The 23302-nt window shown below is 50.7% G+C and carries 17 protein-coding genes and 1 pseudogene; 1 reads left to right on the top strand and 17 read right to left on the bottom strand.

All coding sequences use genetic code 11. The annotated features are described in order from the left end of the window. Positions 1-8: 8 nt before the first annotated feature. The 10 genes and pseudogenes from GYM47_RS11375 to GYM47_RS18370 form a co-directional block, all read right to left on the bottom strand. Entirely contained in the window at positions 9-863 is an 855-nt protein-coding gene (locus tag GYM47_RS11375) for a UTP--glucose-1-phosphate uridylyltransferase (protein WP_153842916.1), read from the bottom strand. A gap of 377 nt (positions 864-1240) precedes the next feature. Next, positions 1241-2833, bottom strand: coding sequence for a phosphoglucomutase (alpha-D-glucose-1,6-bisphosphate-dependent) (pgm, locus tag GYM47_RS11380; protein WP_153842783.1), 1593 nt, complete (start codon positions 2831-2833; stop codon positions 1241-1243). Between the two features lie 104 nt (positions 2834-2937). Further along, complete coding sequence (locus GYM47_RS11385; RefSeq protein ID WP_196781551.1) at positions 2938-3453, bottom strand: NUDIX hydrolase; 516 nt, start codon at positions 3451-3453, stop codon at positions 2938-2940. After that, positions 3453-4436, bottom strand: a complete 984-nt coding sequence (locus GYM47_RS11390) for a hypothetical protein (RefSeq protein WP_153842782.1) — start codon at positions 4434-4436, stop codon at positions 3453-3455. The genes GYM47_RS11385 and GYM47_RS11390 overlap by 1 nt, the downstream gene beginning before the upstream one ends. An 80-nt stretch (positions 4437-4516) precedes the next feature. Next, positions 4517-5854, bottom strand: coding sequence for a phosphoglucosamine mutase (gene glmM / locus GYM47_RS11395; RefSeq protein WP_153842781.1), 1338 nt, complete (start codon positions 5852-5854; stop codon positions 4517-4519). A 45-nt stretch (positions 5855-5899) separates the two neighbouring features. Next, entirely contained in the window at positions 5900-7366 is a 1467-nt protein-coding gene (locus tag GYM47_RS11400) for a glycosyltransferase family 2 protein (RefSeq protein ID WP_153842780.1), read from the bottom strand. 28 nt (positions 7367-7394) lie between these two features. Then, the gene (locus GYM47_RS11405; RefSeq protein WP_153842779.1) at positions 7395-7640 is read right to left on the bottom strand and encodes a hypothetical protein; all 246 of its coding nucleotides are present in this window, start codon (positions 7638-7640) and stop codon (positions 7395-7397) included. 507 nt (positions 7641-8147) lie between these two features. Then, positions 8148-9989, bottom strand: a complete 1842-nt coding sequence (glmS, locus tag GYM47_RS11410) for a glutamine--fructose-6-phosphate transaminase (isomerizing) (RefSeq protein ID WP_153842778.1) — start codon at positions 9987-9989, stop codon at positions 8148-8150. A gap of 88 nt (positions 9990-10077) precedes the next feature. Then, on the bottom strand, positions 10078-10815 hold the full coding sequence (locus tag GYM47_RS11415) for a class I SAM-dependent methyltransferase (RefSeq protein ID WP_153842777.1): 738 nt from the start codon (positions 10813-10815) through the stop codon (positions 10078-10080). Between the two features lie 134 nt (positions 10816-10949). Further along, positions 10950-11072 (bottom strand): annotated as a pseudogene (locus GYM47_RS18370) (transposase domain-containing protein); the annotation flags it as partial. Between the two features lie 93 nt (positions 11073-11165). On the opposite strand from GYM47_RS18370, the gene GYM47_RS11425 reads away from it, so the two are divergent. Next, positions 11166-11315, top strand: a complete 150-nt coding sequence (locus GYM47_RS11425) for a hypothetical protein (protein WP_153842776.1) — start codon at positions 11166-11168, stop codon at positions 11313-11315. A 56-nt stretch (positions 11316-11371) separates the two neighbouring features. Here GYM47_RS11425 and GYM47_RS11430 read toward each other — a convergent pair whose 3' ends face one another. From GYM47_RS11430 to GYM47_RS11460, 7 genes are all read right to left on the bottom strand, one after another. Next, complete coding sequence (locus GYM47_RS11430; RefSeq protein WP_153842775.1) at positions 11372-12634, bottom strand: hypothetical protein; 1263 nt, start codon at positions 12632-12634, stop codon at positions 11372-11374. Between the two features lie 14 nt (positions 12635-12648). Next, complete coding sequence (locus GYM47_RS11435) at positions 12649-14619, bottom strand: glycosyltransferase (RefSeq protein ID WP_196781552.1); 1971 nt, start codon at positions 14617-14619, stop codon at positions 12649-12651. A gap of 6 nt (positions 14620-14625) precedes the next feature. Next, complete coding sequence (locus GYM47_RS11440; protein WP_153842774.1) at positions 14626-19296, bottom strand: glycosyltransferase; 4671 nt, start codon at positions 19294-19296, stop codon at positions 14626-14628. 104 nt (positions 19297-19400) lie between these two features. Beyond that, positions 19401-20681, bottom strand: a complete 1281-nt coding sequence (gene wecC, locus GYM47_RS11445) for a UDP-N-acetyl-D-mannosamine dehydrogenase (RefSeq protein WP_153842773.1) — start codon at positions 20679-20681, stop codon at positions 19401-19403. A gap of 78 nt (positions 20682-20759) precedes the next feature. After that, positions 20760-21887, bottom strand: coding sequence for a non-hydrolyzing UDP-N-acetylglucosamine 2-epimerase (wecB, locus tag GYM47_RS11450; RefSeq protein WP_153842772.1), 1128 nt, complete (start codon positions 21885-21887; stop codon positions 20760-20762). Between the two features lie 20 nt (positions 21888-21907). Further along, on the bottom strand, positions 21908-22207 hold the full coding sequence (locus GYM47_RS11455; RefSeq protein ID WP_153842771.1) for a hypothetical protein: 300 nt from the start codon (positions 22205-22207) through the stop codon (positions 21908-21910). Continuing rightward, the gene (locus GYM47_RS11460) at positions 22204-23274 is read right to left on the bottom strand and encodes a hypothetical protein (RefSeq protein ID WP_153842770.1); all 1071 of its coding nucleotides are present in this window, start codon (positions 23272-23274) and stop codon (positions 22204-22206) included. The genes GYM47_RS11455 and GYM47_RS11460 overlap by 4 nt, the downstream gene beginning before the upstream one ends. Positions 23275-23302 lie beyond the last annotated feature (28 nt).

The following is a 23302-nucleotide window of genomic DNA, read 5'->3' on the forward strand; positions in this document are numbered from 1 at the left end:
ACAGCTCGTCAAACGTCGTAGCCCGCTTCCCGGGCGAGCGTGGTGTTGGCTTGCAGCCAGCCTTCGATGTGTCCGCAATCGAAGGTGCGGCCATGCATACGGAACGCCTGCACGGTTTGACCTTCCTGCATCAAGCGGTCGATGGCATCGGTTAGCTGGATTTCATTACCCGCACCCGGTGGCTGATCGCGCAGCAGCTCCATGATGCGGTACGGCAGCACATAGCGGCCAATGACAGAAAGTCGCGACGGCGCGTCTTCCGGTTTGGGCTTTTCCACCACCCCACGCATGGTGGCGCTCTCCCCCGCGGCTGGCTCATCGCAGTCGACAATGCCGTAACGATAAACGTCTTCTTGCGGCACCGCTTCTACCATGATCTGCGACGCATCGGAGGCTTCCCAGCGCTCGACCATGCTGCCCAAGTCACACACGCTGCTGCCTACCTGGGGTTTGACCAGTACGTCCGGCAGAATCACCGCAAAGGGCTCGTCTTTGTCTAACAAGTGAGAAGCGCAGAAAATAGCATGACCCAGCCCTTTTGCGTTGGGCTGACGCACGCTGGTCACTTTCAGCTTTTTAGGCGAAATGGCCGAAAGGGTTTCCAGCAGCGCATCTTTACCCTTGCTAGCTAGCGAATGCTCGAGTTCAAAATGCGCATCGAAGTGGTCTTCAATGGCCGATTTTCCGGCACGCGTGACCAAAATGATTTCGTTGATACCCGCCGCCAGCGCTTCTTCCACTACGTGCTGGATAAGGGGGCGATCCACCACCGGCACCATCTCTTTAGGAATCGCCTTGCTGATCGGCAGCAGGCGGGTACCGAATCCAGCCACCGGAATAATCGCTTTGCGTACTTGAGTCATCATTAACGTCCTTTTATTGAGCGTGCCTTCCACGAGAAGTCATAAACATCGAACCACGCCAAACGATATGCAATAGACATGCCGAACAATATAGCAGGAACGCCTCTACCGGAGCGAGCCTGGTACCACCTTCGGCACTCCTACTGGAGTGCTTCGCGGGTGCGCTATCGCTTACCACGCGCTACGAGTGTCTGCACCGCCCCGTAGCGCGGCGTAACGACTGAGCGAGAGCAACGAGCGAAGGAGGCACCCGCGAAGGCGGCGATAGCCGCCTGGATAAGGCCACCGTGAAGGATCACACCTCAGTACCAAAATCCGGCACTCCTGACGGAGTGCGTCGCGGGTGCGCTCCGTTTACCACACGCTACTTGAATGACTTACCCTTTCAACACGCCAGATAACAGCGAGGTGGCACTTTCAATCAGCTCGTCGAGATGCTGCGGCCCTTTGAAGCTTTCCGCGTACACTTTGTAGAGCGATTCCGTGCCGCTGGGGCGGGCGGCGAACCAACCGTTTTCGGTGGTGACTTTCAAACCACCGATGGCGGCTTGGTTACCCGGGGCTTTGACCAAAACGGCGGTGATGGGGTCGCCTGCCAAGGTGGTGTCGGTGATGCTATCGGCGGTGAGGTTTTTAAACGCGGCTTTCTCTTCTGCGCTGCAGGCGGTATCGACCCGTTTATAGAACGGCTCGCCAAAGAGTTCGGTGAGGGTTTGGTAATACTCACTGGGCGTTTTGCCAGTAACGGCCATAATCTCAGCAGCCAGCAAACACAGCACGATGCCGTCTTTATCGGTGGACCACGCCTCGCCTGCTTGGGTGAGCAGGCTTGCGCCAGCGCTCTCTTCACCCCCAAAGGCTAACCAGCCTTCGTGCAAGCCATCCACGAACCACTTGAAACCGACCGGCACTTCAAACAGCTCACGGTTGTGAGAAGTCACGACACGATCAATCATCGAAGAAGAGACCAGCGTTTTACCGATTTTCAGCGAATCGCGCCATTGGGGGCGATGGCTGATCAGGTAATCCACACACACCGCCAGGAAGTGGTTCGGGTTCATCAACCCGTTGGCATCGACAATGCCGTGACGGTCGGCGTCCGGGTCGTTGCCAAAGGCGATATCGAAGCGGTCTTTGATCTTGATCAGGTTCGCCATGGCATCCGCACTAGAGCAATCCATACGGATCTTGCCGTCGTGATCGGGCGGCATGAACCCGAAGCTGGCATCAATGGTGGTGTTCACGACGTCCAGGTGCAGGCCGAAATGCTCACCAACCGCCTGCCACACGGGCAGCGCCGTGCCGCCCATCGGGTCTGCGCCCAGCCTTAGGTTGGCGTTCTGGATGGCGGCCATGTCCACCACGCTGCCTAAATGGGCCACGTAATGTGCGGTGTAGTCATACTCCTGGGCGTGGGCTAGCGCCTCTTCCAACGATACCAACGTAATGTCACTTAACTGACGCAGCAGGTACGCATTGGCACGCAGCTCGATCCACTGCGTCGCTTCGGTATCGGCAGGGCCACCGTGATAAGGGTTGTACTTGATACCGCCATCTTCCGGCGGGTTATGGCTAGGGGTGATGATCAAACCATCGGCTTTTGCCGCAGGCATGGCATGGCGCTGCTGCGCGTTGTGCTGCAAAATCGCATGGCTGACCAACGGGGTTGCCGTGTAACCGTGGCCTTTTTCCACCATCACCGGCACTTTATTGGCTGCCAGCACCCGCAGTGCACACTCCCAGGCGGGGCGTGAAAGCGCATGGGTGTCCACACCTAAAAACAGCGGCCCTTGGTAATCTTCCGCTTGGCGGTAATCCACCACTGCTTGGGTAATGGCGATAATGTGCGCCTCGTTGAACGTGCGCTGGGTAGCTCGGCCTCGGTGTCCCGAGGTGCCAAAGGCCACCCGCTCGCTCGCAATGCTGGCATCCGGTGTCTGATCAAAAAATGCCGCTACGATGGCTTCCATGTGCATCTCCTTGCTAAATTCGCCACACGCACTGCGATTCCCGCCGCGCACACTATAAATATGACGATGATAGTAATAAGCAAAACGCCAAGGCTAGCATACCCTTAGCGTAAAGTTGCCCAATAAAAACTCAACGCTGCCAGTGTAAAACTATCTTCTAACTTGCCCTGCGCTAACTCACGTGGCAAAGCCTTTATGGGTATTTTTACAATGCGCTCTGCTTCTCGATCCCGCCTATGTGGTGGGTGATTAGAAGGCAATTTCGCCAAATAAATATCGATACAGGAAGTCAGTATGGCCGTATTAGGGCGTACTTTTCCCAGCCTGGTAAGCTGCGCTGGCGCTGCGAGTAGCCCCGTTTCCTCACGCAGTTCTCGCAGCGCGCACTGCTGCGATGTTTCGTGAGCTTCACCGTAGCCACGCGGAATTTCCCACGTGACTGCCCCCTGTTGGGCGGGTCTGCGCATCTCCAGCAGCCACACCATGTCACCCACTAGCGGCAGCACCGCCGCTCCGGCCTGCGCCCCCGGCTCATCGACATAGTGATAGGCACCCTCTCGCACCACGCGAAACCAAGGGTTCTGATACTCGATATGCTTATCTGAGGAGTGTGTAGGCACTATTTCAACTCCACGCCCATAAAGCGCGTTAGTTTAGGGTAAAGGCCAAACCAGTTGCGCCGCTCACACCAGGAAACCCCATGCGCCTTGGCTTTCTCTTCTGCGTACTCCAAGGCTTTATCGGCCAAAATGCTCGCCAGCTCTTCGCTGCCCAAGGTAGAGATAAAGTTAAACAGATCATAGCCTGCTTTCAGCGTGGCCAACTCTTCCCGTCGGCTACCAATTGAAATACCCGTATCCAACAGCCACAGCGGCAAACGAGAAAGCACCTGGATGCGATCCATCACGAACGCCTCCCCTTCCCCCACGAACAGGCCGTTGTAGCTCGCATCTACGACTTCCAAGCGGAACTGATCACGCTGAAGAGCGGGTATCTCCAACGCGCCAAGCGCCGAATACCAATCAGAACGCGACCCTAGCGGCTTGCCGCTTTGTTCGACCAGCGCCAGCGTTCGTTGGTGAACGCTGCGCTGCTGTTCCGCCTCTACAGCAACCTCCGTGGTGGAAGTAGCAGCCCCAGCTAACCGCAAGCGTATCTGCTCGCTCAATGCCCCGGGTTTCTTCTCGAGCGACACGATAGAGGGCTGATAGCAGGTTAAAACATCGCTGGCTGTTTCTAACTGCTTTTTGAGCTGGCTAGCCTGCACAGCCGTCAGCTCGGCCTTACGCACGCCGCCCAACTGAGACACCACATAGTTGGCGTCCAAGTGCTCAAAATAGTCGACCAGGGAAAAGCCATTCTCCAGGCCGAAGCCGCGAATCATCAGCTTGCTCTCGTTGTGCTCATCGCGCTTGAACCAACGCTGAACATGCTTGGATGCCAGTAACGAAATAATCGCCGGGTTATCGATCAGTAAATTTGGCGAAAGCACCACGCCATCCGCAAATAGCACGCCTGCCATAAAACGAGCGCGCACGTCATCTGGGCTTAACTGGCGCACGGAGTCGCAATTAGCCAGAAACAGCTTCTCTTTTAGAATCATCGACCTGTTACCTAGCCACAACAAAGTGCCACAAAAAAGCCAGCCGAAAGGCTGGCTGGCTTGAACTACTCACGGCCGGATTACGCCAGCGCTGCGGCGATTTTCTCCGCGCAAGACGTCGCCTGCTCGGCATCCACTGCTTCAACCATCACACGAATCAGCGGCTCGGTGCCTGATTTACGCAACAGCACACGGCCACTATCGCCAAGCTCCGTTTCTACGTTGGCGACTGCCGCTTTCACCTGCTCGCTTTCTAGAGGGTCGATGCCTTCTACGGCGATGTAGCGAACGTTAATCAACGTTTGCGGCAGCTTGTGCATGCCCTGCTTTGCCACAAACAGCGTTGCCTCTTGCTGCAATAAGCAGGTGAGTACGCGCAGTGAGGCAATGATGGCATCGCCTGTGGAGGCGTGGTCTAGGCTCAGTAAGTGGCCAGACCCCTCGCCGCCCAAGCGCCAGCCGGTGGCCTTGAGTTGCTCCATCACGTAGCGGTCGCCTACTTTGGCACGCTTAAAGGGCACCTCCATGGCTGCCAGTGCTTGCTCCAGGCCCAGATTGCTCATTTGAGTACCGACGACACCGCCGGTATAACCCGATGCCTTGGCATCTTTCGCCAGCAGGAACAGCAGCTCATCGCCATCGACCACCGACCCGGTATGATCCACCATCATCAGGCGGTCGGCATCGCCATCCAGCGCAATCCCCAGGTCGGCTTCATGCTGCAGCACGGCCGCCCGTAGGCTTTCCATCGCCGTGGCACCGCAGCCCGCGTTGATGTTCACGCCGTTGGGCTGGTCGTGAATACTCACCACGGTGGCCCCCAGCTCGCGGTACACGGCCGGGGCCACTTTATAGGCAGCGCCGTTGGCGCTATCCACCACTACTTTCAGGCCGCTCAAGCTCAAGTGGCCGGGCAGGTTGGCTTTACAGTATTCGATATAACGCCCAGCGGCATCGTCCACTCGGCGGGCTTTACCCAACAGCTCCGAACTCACACACGTCATGCCGCCTTCGATGGCGGTGTGCAGCAAACGTTCGATCTCTTGCTCTTGTACATCAGTCAGTTTAAAACCACCCTGACCAAAAATCTTGATGCCGTTATCGTGAAACGGGTTATGCGAGGCACTGATCACCACCCCGGCATCCGCACGGAAGGTGGAGGTTAAATACGACACCGCCGGAGTAGGCAACGGCCCAACCAACGCCACGTTCACGCCTGCCGCTGAAAAGCCCGCCTCTAACGCCGACTCCAGCATATAGCCACTGGCACGGGTATCTTTACCGATGATGACCTCTTTAATGCCTTCTGCGCCCAGCACCTGCCCAGCGGCCCAGCCCAGCTTCATGGCAAAATCAGGGGTCATGGGGAATTCACCCACTAACCCGCGAACCCCATCGGTACCAAAATACTTTCGCATTCTCCAAACCCACCAAACGTATTATGTTAATGGCTGGCGAGCGCCTTAACGCGCTTCACCTAGCAATGTGTTGATATCCGCCTCAGGCACCGCAATTGCATCGGGTGCCGGAAACGCCCGCTGACCGCTTATCGGTGCCAAGCAGAGTGGCTCACCGTTGCGTAACCGTTGAAGGTGCCACTCGCTCCAGCTTTCCCAGTAGGCCAGCCGTGCTGGGGAGACCGCATTTTCTTGATGCCCGGTATCTTTAGCGGTCATCAATGAATCGTCTCGGTGCGCGCCAAACGCAAGCGGTTCAATCAAGCGTTTTACGGCACTCTTACCAAAATACAACTTCATGCGTGCCAAGAACTCACTGTCTGCCCCGGTACGCACCAAGTCCCAACTGCCCATGCGCTCAATCACCGCACGACGAAACAGTGGCGAAGACGGGTTCAAGCGCGTAAACGGTGCTGCCTGGCGTACAAAAAACGTCCCTTCATCACTTAAGCGAACCCACTGAGACGTGGTCGCCATGATGGATGGATGTTTCAGCATGGGAGCCAGTTGGCGGCTAATTTTTTCAGGGTGCGACCAGTCATCCGAATCATGGCAGGTAATGAACTCGCCATGCGCCTGCTGGTAGCCGTAGGTTTTAGCAACGTACGTGCCCGCGTTTTTCGGCAACTGATAACACCGAACCCGCGCATCTTTTTTAGCGCACTCCAAGAGCTGCTCAAAGGTGTTATCAGGGCTAGCGTCATCCACCACGATGATTTCGAGGTGACGGTGCTGCTGAGCCAATAGCGAATCAATCGCACGAACGGCACGCTCTCCCGAGCAGTATGTCGTCATCAGCACACTGACCAGCGGCCCTTGGCTGGCAGGCGCGCTCTCATTATCTGCGTGGGCGGGCTTATCCAACGCTGCAAGATTCATGACGCCCAACGGGGCGTGCTCATCAACGGGCCTAACAGCGGCGAGCCCGTGGCGGGCCAAAAATTGATTGATGAAGTCGCACTGTTGAAGCGCCGTGGTGGCAGTAAGGTTACTTTCCACCAGCAATGCTTCAGGATTGGGGGTGTTAGCCGCCTGCTGGTAAGCCTGTAGCCTCTGCTTAGCTAAGGGATAATCCCCCAACCGCATGGCTAAGCCTACGGGTAGAAAAGACGAAGCAGGTAGCACCGCTTCATGGCAGAGCCGTTCCGCCAAGGGGGGCGAAAAGGCAGCGATGGCTTGAATGAACGCAGGCACACGGGCGCCTAGTTGGCCACTTTTCAACAGTGAACGCGCCACTGCCTCGGCTTCCTGAGCTTCCCCCAGAGCCGTTAACGAGGCCGCTCTAGCGAACTGAGCATTCACGTTATCTGGGAAGGCAGGCTGGTTCACCACTGTTTGGTACATTCCCAAGCGATAGTAAGACCACACCCCCGCCGCTGATTGTGCGAATGATGAACCACCCGACGCCAAGGCCAGCGCGTGCTGCCCCACCCACTGGCGCAGCCGTGCTTTTCCTGCCTTAAACACCTGCATCCTTACTCCTGCATTACCACCTACCTGACTAGCTTACGGGCTGATCAGGTAATGAAAAATCAAAGGTGAGCGCATGGCTGTTAGACTCCTGCGACTGCCCCAACGGTACACCCGCAGAGTGTTCCAACTGCTTCACCTGACGCTTTAAGCGGTCATTCTCTTCCAGCAACTGGCTCAGCTGCTCGGCCATTTCGCCACGCTCTACCGCATAGTGTTCCACCAGCGCTCGCAAACGTGCTTCCAGGCTCGCGATTGTTTCCTGTGCATCCGACATGGTGCCCCCACTCAGGTGTTATTTGTTATATCGCTCCCTGCACAACGATGCGGCAAAATCACTGCCCCAGGCGGTTCACTCCTGAACATTCGCCTACAAAAAAGGGCCTTAAGGCCCCTGCGTGGTCATCTTATCAGAAGTTAACTCCCGCGCCCCAATGGCACCGCCAACGCATTGATTCCCAGGCGCGCTCCGCTTACCACACGCTACAGGTGCATGCACTGACCCCGTAGCGCGGCGTAACGAAAGAGCTAGAGTAACGAGCGAAGGAGGCACCCGCGAGGGCGGCGAACAGCCGCCTGGATGAAGCCACCGTGCGCCATTTCACCTTCGCGCTACCATCGGCACTCCTACCGGAGTGCTTCGCGGGTGCGCTCCGCTTACCACGCGCTACAAGTGCATGCACTGAACCCCGTAGCGCGGCGTAACGAATCTTGCGAGGCACGAGCAAATGAGGCACCCGCGTGGGCGGCGCTTAGCCGCCCCGACGCAGCCACCCAAACCGCCTCACTCCACCGTCACACTCTTCGCCAAATTACGCGGCTTATCAACATCGGTGCCTTTCACCAACGCCACATGGTAAGAGAGCAACTGAAGCGCTACCACGTGTAACACCGGTGAAAGCAACCCGTAATGCTCAGGCATCAACAGTACGTTCACACCGTCAGACGACTTCACCGCACTGCCACCATCGGCAAATACATAAAGCTGCCCGCCACGGGCACTCACTTCCTGCATGTTGGCTTTCAGCTTTTCCAACATTTCATCATTGGGCGCTACCACCACCACAGGCATTTCGGAATCGACCAGAGCCAGCGGGCCATGTTTCAGCTCACCTGCTGGGTAGGCTTCCGCATGAATGTAAGAGATCTCTTTGAGCTTCAGCGCGCCTTCCAAAGCAATGGGGTAATGCCGACCACGGCCCAAAAACAGCGCATGGTGCTTATTGGCAAAATGCTGTGACCACGCCTCGATGCTGGGCTCTAATGCCAGCACTTTATCCACGGCAATGGGCAAGTGACGAAGCTCGTCTAAATACGCTTTTTCAGCGTCATCACTCAAGCGCTGGTTCGCCTTGGCAAGCAGCAGCGTGAGTAAGAACAGCGCACTAAGCTGAGTGGTAAACGCTTTGGTAGAGGCCACACCAATTTCCGGGCCAGCGCGGGTAATAAAGCGCAGCGCGGTTTCACGCACAATGGCTGATTCCGGAACGTTACAGATCGCCAGGGTGAAGGTATGCCCCTGTGCCTTAGCATGGTGCAGCGCCGCCAGGGTATCCGCGGTTTCACCGGACTGAGAAATCACCACGACCAACTGCGTTGGGTTAGGCACGCTATGGCGATAGCGGTACTCGCTGGCAATTTCTACGTTGCAAGGAATGCCCGCCACTTGCTCAATCCAGTACTTCGCCGTCATGCCTGCGTAGCTAGAGGTACCACACGCTAGAATCAGTACCGAATCTACCTGCTGAAAAATCTCAGCGGCTTCCGCACCAAAAATGCCGGGCTGCAACTGCCCTGCCCCGCTAATCATTTCCAGCGTGTTACTCAGCGCCTGGGGCTGCTCGAAGATTTCCTTCTGCATGTAGTGGCTATAATCGCCAAGCTCAACCGCGTTGGCGTTCAAGCTAGACGTGACTATGGCACGCTCGACCATCTGGCCAACACCATCGACCACTACCACCGCATCGCGGCTCAAACGGGCTACATCGCCATTTTCCAGATACATCATGCGCTTGGTAACGGAGAGCAGCGCAGAGGCATCAGATGCCGCATAGTAGCCATCTTCCGCCACGCCCAGCATTAACGGGGAGCCTTCACGGGCAACCACCAGGCAGTCCGGCTCTTCCTCACTAATGACGGCTAACGCAAACGCCCCCTTCAGGTGGGCAACAGCACACTGCACGGCAGAAAACAGGTTTTCGGCAGGTTCGCCTATTTGGCCCTTAAAACAGGCTTGAATCAGGTGAGCAATGGTTTCGGTATCGGTGTCCGAGGTGAACACATACCCCAGGCCTTGAAGCCGCTCACGGAGAGACTCGTAGTTTTCGATAATGCCGTTATGCACTACCGCTAAACCAGAGGAGATGTGCGGGTGAGCATTACGCTCGGCAGGAACGCCATGAGTAGCCCAGCGCGTGTGGGCGATACCCACATGCCCGTTAATACCCGCTTCCGCCACTTTGCTGGCTAGCTCCGCCACACGCCCTTTGGCACGGGCGCGCTGCAACCCATTATTGAGTACCGCCAAGCCTGCCGAATCGTAGCCGCGATACTCCAGGGTAGACAGCCCTGCGAGTAGAAATTCGGTGCTTTCCTTTGCGCTAATCGCGCCAACAATGCCGCACATAGTATTTCCGTTAATTCAGAATGAATTTTTTAAAGAACAGCTCTTAGTAAACAACTATATGCATTTGCATAGATGCACCAAGTGCTAATTAAGCTCGTGACAGAATACCGAGGCCCTTTTCAAGAGGGTAGTATTCCAAATTAAACCCATAATCATCAGCCCAACGCTGGCAGATATCTTTTTCTTCTTGACGGACGGTGTCATCCATCCACACCTGCGCTCCAGGATTTAACCTTTCAAAAAGCGCAGGCAATGCAGGGTAGCGAGCGAACTCACAAGTGCCGCCTGGAGGGCCATCGACAAGCAATAAGTCGATACCCTCTATAGCTTTCAATAAGCGTTCGGGATACCAGAAAGGTGGCTTTTCCGCATCAGATGGGCAAAGGTGATGCTTATTCCAAGCTTCCAGTTCTCCAACACGTAAATCTACCCAAGGTTGCAAATTTTCTGCAATTAACGTGTCAAGCGTTTGCTTGCCGTAATGACTGCTATGCTCAATAGAAAACAGTTGACCAAAACCATTCTGACGAAGAGCATCAGCCGTCACTAAAGTGGAGGAACCACTACCAAACTCAACCACTACTTTGGGCTGGCTTGCCATAACATGAGTGTGAAGCTTTAGAAGGAAATCGGGAGAGGTAGCCCAGCCGCGTAGCGGTGGCAGTTGGCCTTGAATTGACAACCGCCGCTGTAACCAGGAGAGACTTTCTAATTGAGCATAGAGACGGTTCTGCACAATTAATAAATCTTTGGTGTTTTTTGCTGAACTATCCTTTGTTGCCTGCAGAAGTGTTTTTTCCATCTTTTCAAGCTTATTTTCAAGCATCGTCTAGCCTTCTTAAGTGCCTATTCAAAATTAATCGCGCACTCAGTTCCATAGCCATCAAGCAGCCGGTGTACCTCAGTACACAGGTGCTCAAACGGTAAGCGCTCCACCAACCCCACCTGTTGCGGCCTGAGTTAGACCGGTAGCGTGTCTTTCCAGCGCCAGGGCAGCAGCGTGCCGTGGTCGTCATCTTCGCCGAGAGTTGGCAGGGTCTCGAACACGAACTGCAGGTACTCGTAGGGCGAGAGGCCGTTGGCCTTGGCCGTCTCCCCTGTGTGTCAACCTGAATCCATACACCGGCTCTGTGAGTTAAGCTCAATATCAGAGCCCGAGGTTCAGGAGCCCGTATCATGCCAAAACCACCAACCGAGCTGCCCGATCATCAGGTCACGCCGAACCCCAAGCTGGAGAAGCGCACGCGTCGTCAGTTCTCGACCGAGTATAAGCTGCGCATCCTCGCGGAAGCCCCTGAGTGTTTCAGACGCTCAGAGGCGAATTGATCAGCGGTTCCCTAACCAAACCGGCCACCTTCATAAACAGCCTCTATGTGAATCAATTATTTTAAGGAAATGAATTTGCTTAAAACATCACCAAAAATATCTTTTAAAAAAACCTTAACTGCATTGACTCCCTGCCCCCCTCCACCTTTAACCTTAAATTTAAATTCATCTTGATACCAACACACATGCATCCGCTCATTATTTCTATAAAGATAAATCGCACATTTAAAATTTTCGTTGGCCATGAAATTATCAGGCAATACAACATTTATAGTTAAGTCCTCTCGACCCTCATTGAAGTATAAACTAGGGTTAAAATCTTTAAACTCACTATCAACAGAAATTAAAGGAATGAAATCATCATGAGAATCAAAGGATAAATTATATGCAATCTCTCGAACTGACTTAGTACTATCTGCAACTTGCATAATTATATCTTTGATAACCTCTTTAGGAGGGGGTGTATGTCCTTTTCCCCAATCACCTATATGCAAAGCAGCATTATCATCCAAATAGAATGAGGTTCGAGATATTCTTTCAATCTCCCTGTTTTTAAGAAAAGGTTTAAGATGACTCTGAACATGCCAATCATCTTTATTCTGCAAATAAAGCAACTCGATATTATAAGAAATATTTAAACCTAAAATAGAATGTAGAATTTTTCTTTCCCTTAAAATCTCTACAGCCTTATGTTTTATGAGATCTTCTTTTGGTTTGGTGTCAATAAAAGAAACCCAGTCATTATCGAAAGCAACTTTCATATAGTTTGAGACAAATCTACTGGAATAATTCTCAATGGATGTTTGAGGGTTCCAAACTATTGCTGTTGCTTTAGAAGTCAAAATACATGATTGCACTAGTACAGAAAAGCCACCACCAGAGCCTCCAATTAGAACTAATTTAAATCCAAGAAGATTTGCCACATAATCTAACAACCTAGCAATTTTATAAGGGACGAGACTATCGTCTTTATTGCCCGCATACCAAGAAAGTGTAAGCGAATCATCCAAAGAAATAGTTGGATCTGCAATTGATATAAAAGGATGGCCAAGTTTTTCAGCAATACCCATCCCTGTAAAATAAGGAGGCAATGTATTATTTCTGTTTGTTATAGCACCTTGAAAGAAAACCAAGCAGACATCACTTTTAATTTTATCAAATCCATTTAATAGAAAGTCTATAGTTACTTTTCCACTCGAAATCCTATAAATACCATTTTTAAAATCACTTAAACAACAAAAGTCATCAATAGAAATCTCATCATAAACATCGGTATTCCATTGGCTATAGCTATTCAAATTGACTAATCCTGAATGCATGCATGATACCTCAGTCAAATAATTGAAATATCTTTTTTAACAGAATTTACAAAACTTTCTAGAGAGTATTTCTTTAATAAACCAATACCTGAGCTTGATAGAGCTTTGAATTTCTCTTCATTGTTCGAAACCTCATGAATAAAATCAGTTATCTCAGAGAGCTGGTCAAACATAATCGAATTATGATATATATATTCACAACCTGCCCACTTTTTTATTAAACCAACTCCACCTGAAGCAAAGCCGTCAGCCACAGCAAGATGAAAGCTTTCAAATCCAGGCAATTCTTGCATAGACTCACTTAGGGAAAGTACAAATCCAACACGATCATCTGCTAAGGACTTCTTTAAATCACAATGCCCTTTAAATTCAATAAAATCACTTAGTTTATTAGATTCAATGTAATCTTCACACTTATCAAAATAAGCCATTTCATCTCGATTACGCACGAGCCACGCAAGCTCTTTTGGCCGCCTACTATAAACAAGAAACTTATACCTTTTGTCTTTCTTTCTAAGTTCTTTCAGGAGCTCCAGTCCAATATGAAAGTTCTTGCGCGATGGAAGAATTCCAATCATAGCCAAATTAAATAGACGATCCGGGTGCCACTCTTTTTTATAAGCATCAACATCAATATAGTTAGATATCAGTCTTACTTTTTTTCTAGGTATATTAGGAAATCTCTCCAATAGCCTTTCAAAAAACAAAGCCGAAACGGTAATCACCATATCAACTTTTGAAAAATCAATATCATCAGCATAACTGGTTGCAAGCTCTTGGCGGTGAACCCTGAATATCAATTTTTGGTGATTATATTTATGCTTAGAATACCAAAGACTATTTCCTAACATCCATTCACACCAAATTATTTCTGCCCACTCTAACAGCTCTTTACTTCTTTTTTCATTATGGGCAGTATGGCTTTCCCATTTGTCGTAACGAATATTAAAGTGCTCAGAAAGAGCAGTCTCAGCCGGTATGATGAACTTTAGATCATGCCCAGCGATTAACAGCCTTGGCCTACAAAGATTTTTAAACTCTTTGAAGTCCTCTTTTAAAGCGCTGACAACAATCTCTTTAAACCTTTCGCTCAGATTGTAACTATTTATAACGGCTTCGTGCTCTTTCAAAAAGGATGAAAGCCTAGAAAAAGTTTCATTTTTTATGTCATTTTTATTTTTATGTATCAGCGACTTTAATGACGTTGATAAACCAACGAACAAACGACTTTTCGAATAATCAACACCAACCTCTTTGAGCTTTGCTTGTGCATATGACCATACATTTATGTGATCATTAAGATCTTTGTCACCGTAAGCCTGGGTAGAAGACAATACAAAAGAAGGCATTTTGTTGTATATAAAAGTATCATGAGGTAGATATTCTATATTTTCAGCCTTTGACAGCACATCTACTAAGAATATTGTATCCTCACCCATTTTGATGCTTTCATTCCATTGAATCTCATGTTTTTGGAGAAGATTTCTTTTTATTAGCTGTGTTACTGTAGTGCTTTGCTTAGATATTATTTTTTCAACGCGCTGTTTTTTAGTAAGCTTGGGGGCCCACCCCCCTATTTCATTCATTACTTTCTTATTAGCACCATCATTAACAACCAGGTTACCGCGCACAATGCATGCGTCACAGTCTTCTGCATGCTGATAATGAACTTTGATGGTGTCAGCAAGTATTTCGTCATCGCAATCAAGATAAAAAACATACTTACCCTTAGCTAACTTAACCCCTTCGTTTCTCGGCTTCGATGGCGATCCGCTGTTGTTTTGCAGCTGCGTCACCGACCAGTTCTTTACTGTCTCGCACTCAGCCTTAAGCATTTCATAGGTGCCATCGGTGGATTTATCATCCACAAATATCACTTCGTAGTCATCGCTAGGGAAGTCTATCGAGCGCAAAGATGCTAAACAGCGCCCTATTTTCGAGTAGGCATTAAAGCATGGAACAATTATCGATACGGCAATCATCATCAAACCTCAAACTTGGAACGCTTTGGCTGAACCACTATTGATTTCTTTCATAATGGCAAGGAAGTCAGTTGCGTGGCCTAGAAAAACATCGCTGTTACTCACACTGCCCAGTGAGTAAGCACTCCCTTGCTGAGGTGTAAGCGGTATGTTGATTGCATATGCCAAATGAGAACTTGCCTTCTTGATCCATGCGCTAGATGGAAGCTGCTCAGCAGTCCCATAGACAAAGTACTTTGTCTCGATGGGCTGGTACCTTCCCGACAATGCATAGTGCTTAATATGGTGCATGCAGGTAACAGTGATGCCAACTCTATTGTATTTTTTGTAGAACTCCCTCACCTGCAGTGGATCGACACTCTCTGCAACCAACAATAGAAGCTGATTGTCATCATTACTGGCATAGTGATTCTGGTAATGATCAATGGCCCTGCTTGCATCTTCATCACTGGCTACTCTACATACAAACGTGAGGCCCTTATTGTCTTGTCGCCATGGTGCGCCTATCTTCGTCAGGATTTCTTGCCAACGATTTGTATAGGTATGCTTCTCAAGCACCAGCTGGAGACTTCGCTCCTTGAGCTCTTCTATCTCTTGGCTCGAAAGTGACTTCAGCCTGCCGGCGTCTCTATCTGCAAAAACAACCAGATCCCCGAACATCTTGTCTACCCCCTTAGAATAGTTGCTAATCACTAAGGTGTTAGAAGACATTAGCTCAAAGACTCTTCTAGCAAACATTGTTGCTGAGTTTGTTACCGTATTGAAATTCAGCCCAAGTTGGCTTGACCGGTAAACATCCGGCATCTGTTGATGTGGCAGACCTGGACGGATAAATTTCTTGTATTTTTCAGGCCACTCGTGGAGTGGGTCACCTGAGCCGTGATACCGGTCGTACACCTCTAATTCATATCCGCTCTCAAGTAACGCATCCATGATGCGCTTCATCACGGCAGAACGCTCTTCATGATTCGCATACCAACTACCTGCAAACACTACTTTGTTGGTGCGGGGCTTTGCAGCTATGGGATTAAAGAGCCTCGGGTTTGTTGCAAATGGCAGTGCGAAGACATTCTTGACGCCGTACTCTTGCCTGTAAAGCTCGCAGCACTCCTCAGCCGTTGTAAACACATAGTCAAACTCTTTCGCGGTTGCGATAAAGTCATGCACACGGTCCGTGAAGTGCGTCGGGTCTTCTTTATTCCAAAAAACGGTTGGAATTCCTTCCTGGCGACAATGATCGAGGATACTGAGAAGGACTGTGCGGTTTTCATTCTTCCAGTTAATACTCGTATACACCTTGCCTTGCCAAGGCCTTCTTTTGGAGTCTACCCCTGACCAAGCCGACTCACAGAAAAAGATATCGGGTTTATGCTCTGCAAACAGCTGTTTCCAATTTGACGGTTCAATGACAATCGCTTGGAACTCATCTTTAAAGCTGTTGTAGCTAAACTCATCAGCAATGAAGGCCACTTTATACTGAGATGCAAGCTTGCTTGGCAGCTGCTTTTTGGGCGGTATCGTTACCACGGGAGGATTTTCTTCAAAATAGTGAGCCTTTTCACGAACTCTTTCGGCACAGATTTTCCAGGTTCTGTTGCCAATCACCCATTGGCGGGCATGTTTGCCCATCTGCTGACGGATAGACGCATCAGTCAACAGGCTCGCTAGCTTGCCTGCTAGACTGTCAATATTTCCCTTCTCGTAGACAAGACCAGTTTTGCCATCCTGTACCATCTCTGCAAGCGCACCGACAGATGATACTACCAGCGCTTTTTCCATCGCCATCGCTTCCAATGGCTTCAAGGGGGAGACCAACTCCGTAACAGGCAGCGGCTTCCTTGTGAAAGGGGCAATATCGATTAAGGAGTAATAGTCACTCACTTGATCATGGGGGATTCGTCCCGGCATGATCAGCCAGTCTTTGAACCCGTAACTCGCTGCTATAGACTCTATCTCAGAAGCGCAAGGCCCTTTTCCGACACGATTTGAAGGCTCAGAGCCTACCAGCAAGGTTCTGAATACCACCCCTTCACGGTAAAGCTTACCGCAGGCATGCATTAAGTCGTCTAGGCCTTCATAAGCGTTGAACGTACCTATGTAGCCAATCACTGGAACATCGTCGGGGATATTGAGCTGGCGTAGCAGTGGCTTGTTCTTTGGGTTATTTTTCGGATCAAATGTTGCTGGATCACATGAATTAGGCAGTAAGGATATTTGCTCACTTGGTAAGCCTCTATCCACTAGCGCTTGTTGCATCGCCTTTGTCAATGTGAATACGTGATCTGAATGCCGTGCTAGCAGTGTCTCCAGATGCCGTGTTAAATGATAGTTGGAGGTTTGTACGGCTGAAGGATCACGCGACTCGTGCGTCACTTCCCAGAAACCGCGAATTTCGTATATGAAAGGAATGCCTAAACGTCGAGCAGCCAAATAGGCCGGCATCGCGTTTTTAAAATCAGAGGCTGCCATGACACAGGAGGGTTTGATTTCTATGAGCTTTTTTTCAAGCTCATGAGCGGCTTTGGCGATGTAGTTGTGCGTTCCCTTCCACCCTTTTGGCTCACGCAGGCGCTGGTATTCAACACCCTCAATCGTTTCTTTTCCTGGTAAGGTTTGGTCCTTATATTCCTTAATAAAGCTCCATGGGAAGCCTGGCCGACTGATACACACTACTTCCGCACCCGTAGCACCTATTGCTTTCGCAAGGCCATGTGCTCGTGTTGCGTACCCCTCCGACTGATAGGGCAAGCTATGGTTTAATATATAGCAAAGCTTACCCTTGCTCTTTTTAACAGCGCTTTTAATAACGGGCTTCTCTATCTCGCCAATTATTTTGGAAAAGTCGCTTCGCAGAAAGTGCTGGATGGAGGGACGCTTTGTTATCGTGATTGAGTTTTTTAAGCCAACGTCAGCAACGTGCCACTTGCTGAACGTAACCTCTATTTTAGACACACCCTTTGGCTTGATAAACGAAAATGCAGACCTGGATTCAGCATTGGCTTTTTCGGGCTTGAAGTAAAAATACCAGCAGCCTAGATATTCTGACCAGCTTAAATTATTGAGGCCTGGCTTTTCTATAGCTTTTCCTTTTTCATCTAGGAAGCTAACTTTTACAATGCCTGCATTTTTCTCTATTAGCGCCTCGTCGTTAACTCGACAGAACAACTCAACATCTAGATCTTCTGCATCATCAATCCAAGAGTCGATAGTCACTGTGAAGGATTTTTCTTTTAGCGACAACAAGCCGTTTTTGTCTTCAGAGCTATCAACTAAAAGCGTTGCCTTTATGCTGCTTTCAGCTGGAACATAAGCATCGCTACGCTTCGTTATGCTGGCACTTTCCTTGACTAAAGGTGAATGATTTTTTAGCACACTTGGTTGAGACGCATTCTGGCCCGCAGCACTCCCCTCCCCCCGCAGCACCTTCACCATCGGCTCGGTATGCTTGGCGAACAATAGTTCGGCCGTGGGCTTCGGTGCAGGCAACTTCAGTGACCTCTGAAGGGCTGCAGCCAGGCTTGCAGCACTGCCAGCTTCGAAGCTCAGCACGCCTTCAAAATGGTCGGCATACTCGGCCAGCGGTGCCACATCCGAGACCACCAGCCGCTTGCCGTAAGCCAAAGCCTCGGCGGCCTTCATGGGCGGCACCAGCTGACACACCGCCAGGGGTTTGCGGGGGATCACCACGGCATCCAGCAGCGCGTAGTAGTCCGCGACCTGCTCATGCGGCACCCGCCCGACCTGAATCAGCCAGGGTGGGATTTTGTTGAAGCCGGTATCGGCTATGTGGGCAGCTGAAGCCCCGCTCTTGTTTCTCAGGGTCAGGGGCTGGCTGTCACCGACCAGTAGCAGCTTGAGTTTTTCGCCCTTTTGTACCAGTTCGGTGCAGGCTTCGAACAGCACATCCAGACCTTCATAGGGGCTGAAACTACCTACGTAGCCCACGACATGTTCACCCTCTTTGATGCCTAACTGCTTTTTCAGCGCGGGGTTGGCAGGTACCACCTTGGGCAACTGGCTGACGCCATTGGGTACCAGCTTGATGCTTTCACGCTTTACGCCCCGTTTGATCAGTTCATCTTGCATGGGTGCATTGAGTGTAAAGGTCGCACGCCCCTGCTTTGCCACGAAGGTATCGCGTTCTGCATCTATTTGACTGGTTTTGCTGCCTTCGTACGCTGGGTCGTGGGCTGCCTTCGACAACTCCCAGAAACCACGTACTTCATTGTAGAACGGTAAGCCCAGGCGTTTGGCCGCTACCCAGGCAGGCAAGCCAACGATCCAGTTGGACGCTGCCAGCACTACCTCGGGTCGGTAGACGCTAAACAACGTCATGAAATGCTGCACGCTGGCTTCGAGATGTACGCGCTCATGGGTAGGGGCGACATCGTCAGGCCAACGGCTATGAATATAGCGTACGCCTTGAATCGTCACTTCAGGGAGTACAGGTTGGGTATTCTGCTTCAATTCCCACGGTCTTCCCGGCCGCACAAAACAGAGTGTTTCCAGCCCATGCTGATTGAGGGCCTTGGCGACACCTTGTGTGCGAATCGCATAGCCATTACTGGCATAACTTTGACCATGACTGACCACGTACGCTACTCGCCCTTTGATAGGCAAGCTGAGGGCGTGGCTGGTTTGATCCGCTAGATGTGTGGCGTATTTGAGAAGCTCGTCCATGGGTTTCCGTGAGAGGTGAATGGTGAATGGTGAGTGGTGGTTTGGGCTGCGGAACGCTTTGCTGTTACCACTCACTTGGTTTAGCGACAGTTATGGGTGAATATTTAACCTAGCAGACCCACAGCGTCGATGACGGTTTCCTTACCGCTGACCGCCTTCTTCTGTGCAATGAACGGTTTGTGCTTCACTAACACACAGACCACATCGGCTTGGGCCATGGTTTCATCGAAGGTCGCCAGTGTTACGTTATCGCCTTCTAGGCCTTTGGGCAGTGTTTCAATATTGGGTTCCACCACTTGTAGTTTGCAGCCCAGCTTGCCAATTTCTTTGGCAATACCCAGGGCGGGGCTTTCACGCAGGTCATCAATATCCGGTTTAAAGGCAACCCCCAAGCAAGCCACGGTCAAATCGCTACGCTTGGCATCCGGGTGCTGCTGGTGGTAGTACTCCAGCGCTTCTTTCACACGGCCTAACACCCACTGCGGTTTGGCATCGTTCACTTCGCGCGCTGCGCGAATGATTTTGGCCTGTTCTGGGCAGGCATCGACGATGAACCAAGGGTCTACAGCAATACAGTGACCACCTACGCCCGCACCGGGGGTCAGGATATTCACTCGTGGGTGACGGTTTGCTAAAGCAATCAGTTCCCACACATTGATATCTAGCTCGTGGCAGATGGTGGAAAGCTCATTTGCGAAAGCAATATTGACATCGCGGAAGCTATTTTCGGTTAGCTTGGCCATCTCGGCAGTGCGAGCAGTGGTAGCAACACACTCACCTTCCACCACGATTTGATAGAGCGCGCAGGCAGCTTCAGCACATTTCGGGGTCATACCACCAATCACGCGGTCGTTCTCAACCAGCTCGCGAATCACATGGCCCGGTAAAACACGCTCGGGGCAGTGGGCAATACGAATATCGGATGCTTCACCGTGGGTTTGCGGGAACGTGAGATCTGGCCGTGCTTCTGCCAGCCACTCTGCCATCTGCTCGGTGGCACCTACGGGGCTAGTGGACTCTAGAACCACCAAGTTACCCGGCTGTAACACTGCCGCCACGGATTTAGCTGCTGCTTCGATGTAGCTTAAATCTGCCTTGTGGTTCTGGCCGTTTTCATCCGTATGGAACGGTGTGGGTACGGCTACCAAAAAGGCATCAGCGGGTTCAGGGGTGGTGGTTGCTCGTAGGTAGCCCTGCTTCACTGCAGCGTTCACTACAATATCCAACTCAGGTTCGACAATATGAATGTCGCCTTTGTTAATGGTATCTACGGCATGCTGGTTGACATCGACACCAATCACCTTCTTCTTCCGTGAAGCAAATACCGCAGCAGTCGGCAGACCAATGTAGCCCAGGCCAATCATAGAGATGGTTTCAAATTTCATGTGTTTATCCGTGAGTAGTCGATGGTGAATGGTAAATGGTGAGTCGTGAATAGTTTGTGACGAGTATTGGATGCTCGCCTATGACTGTTTCCACTCACTTAACACGTTGCGAATACGTTCGCAGGCGGTGCCATCGCCGTAGGGGTTATGGGCATAACTCATGGCGTTGTAGGCTGCTTCATCTGTTAGCAGGCGGGTCAGTTCTTCAGTGATGGTAGAAGCATTGGTGCCCACCAGCTTTACGGTTCCAGCAGAAACCGCTTCTGGGCGCTCGGTGGTATCGCGCATTACCAGCACGGGCTTACCTAAAGATGGTGCCTCTTCTTGAATACCACCGGAATCCGTCAGAATGATGTGGGCACGATTCATCAAGTAGACAAACGGTAGGTAGTCTTGAGGTTCGATAAGGTGGACGTTATCAATACCTGCCAATAACCGATTCACTGGCTCGCGTACATTCGGGTTTAAGTGAACCGGGTATAGAATCTGCGTATCGGGGTGTGCTTTGGCGGTATCTACCAGTGCTTGGCAAATACGCTCAAAACCGCCGCCAAAGCTTTCGCGGCGGTGGCCAGTGACCAGTATCAAACGCTTGCCTGCCTGCAACATGGGAAAGCGTGCAGCCTGCTCTTGCGCCAATGCCTGGTTCGTATCCAGCTTGTGGGCAACATCCAACAGTGCGTCGATCACTGTATTGCCTGTTACGTGAATATCCGCTGGTGCGATGCCTTCGTTCAACAGGTTTTGTTGAGAGGTTTCGGTAGGTGCAAAGTGCAGTTTTGCCAATGCCCCAGTGAGTTTACGGTTCCCCTCTTCCGGCCAAGGCGAGTATAGGTTACCGGTACGCAGGCCTGCTTCTACGTGACCAACAGGGATTTGCTGATAGTACGCCGCCAGGGTGGTGGCAAAGGTGGTCGCGGTGTCGCCATGCACCAGCACGATATCGGGTTTGAATTCTTCAAAAACACCCTTGAGACCTTGCAGAATTCCGCATGTAACATCGTTTAGGTCTTGGCCCGGTTTCATAATATTCAGGTCAAAATCGGGTGCTAGCTCAAATAAAGACAACACCTGATCCAGCATTTCTCGGTGCTGTGCCGTTACGCATACTTTAGCGTCAAAACGCTCATCGGCGGCTAATTGGAGCGCTAGCGGTGCCATTTTAATCGCTTCGGGGCGGGTGCCAAATACGGTCAATACTTTCATTCTGTTACCTTAGCTGTTAATCAACGCTCTAATCGTTGGTACTCAAGTTCTTGGCAGCGCTGGTAGTAGTGCTCAAGAAGTTGCTGAGTTTCCTGTAGTTGGCGCTGTGCCTGATCCGCTTGACCTGTCATGCTTTCAGGCATCGCGGAGAGCTGCTTTAAACCGCTGCCAGCGTATTTATCACACAGGTAGAGATTGGCTTTAAATAAGTGTGCGCCGTACTGCTTAGCGGCTTTTTGGTAAAACATTTTAGCGGTTGCGTAATCACCTTTGCGAAACGCTTGCATAGCCCGCTTAATCACAAGTGGCTCTACGCTCATAGGTTGTCCTTTTCCTTAGATGATTCTTGGGCATTAGACTCTTTAAACATTTTTGTTACATGCTGCCCTAATGCATTAGCAGCTTGCCGACGTTGCTCGCTCTGCACCATAAAGCCTTCAGACACCTGAATTGCCAACTGATTAAGTGAACTCTTTATTTCCTCAAATTGGCTAGACTGCTCTCGAATACGGGCTATTTCTTTATTAGCGCTTTCTAACGAAGCCTCTAAAGACACTATTTTTTTCTCGTATTCTATGGCTTGATGCTTACGATTTTTAAACCAAGTTTGTGTATTTTCGAGTTTCTCTTTGACGTCTTCTAATTCAATTTTAGTTTCAGATAATGCAGCTTTGGCTGCAACAGCTTCACATTCAAACCGCTTCACACATAACCATTGTTCAATGTGGGGGTGCCGTTCACATTCACGGCTGAGTATTTGAAATCCAGCTTGCTTCAAAGCAAGCTCCCACGCGGCTGCGGTAATAGATTTAGGTAGCGCTTCATGTGTGCTTATACGTACCCCAAGTACATCTACATTTTGAAACTCGGCAGCATAGGTAGTTAACAGGCTCGCATCACAAAAATAGTCGATAAAGAGCCATTGCCCTGAGCTTTGCCAGTGCATTTTTGCCCACTCAGCCATCGTGACTGGCTCACAGGGCTGGCTCTCCTTTTCAGTGATATTCGGCCACAAGTGCGTAAGTGTTTTAGGTGCCAGAAAGCCGCTTTCAGAAGAGTTACTTGCTATATAAAACGCATCAGCTTTGTTAAACCCGGCATCCATGACCACATTGTGTAACTGCCACTCCGGCTGCACAGCCTGCCATTTAGCGCTTAAATGTTGAAACTGTTGCTGGCTAGCTTCAACCAAGCTTACCTTCTCAATAGCAAGCCCGTGTGCCCATATGAGCACTCCATCCTGGCCACCGCCCGCTCCTAACAGGGTTAATTGTGACAGTGGCTGGATACCGTGAAGAGCGCTTAGCCATTGCACAGGCGTAAGCGAATTTTGGCCATGCGCTGGCTGTGAAGGAGGAGTTTGAATGGAGTTAGACGCAACCGACATAGAGTGCTCGCTATGGTGTTGATGTTAT

Source organism: Vreelandella piezotolerans, from assembly GCF_012427705.1.
Lineage (GTDB): Bacteria > Pseudomonadota > Gammaproteobacteria > Pseudomonadales > Halomonadaceae > Vreelandella > Vreelandella piezotolerans.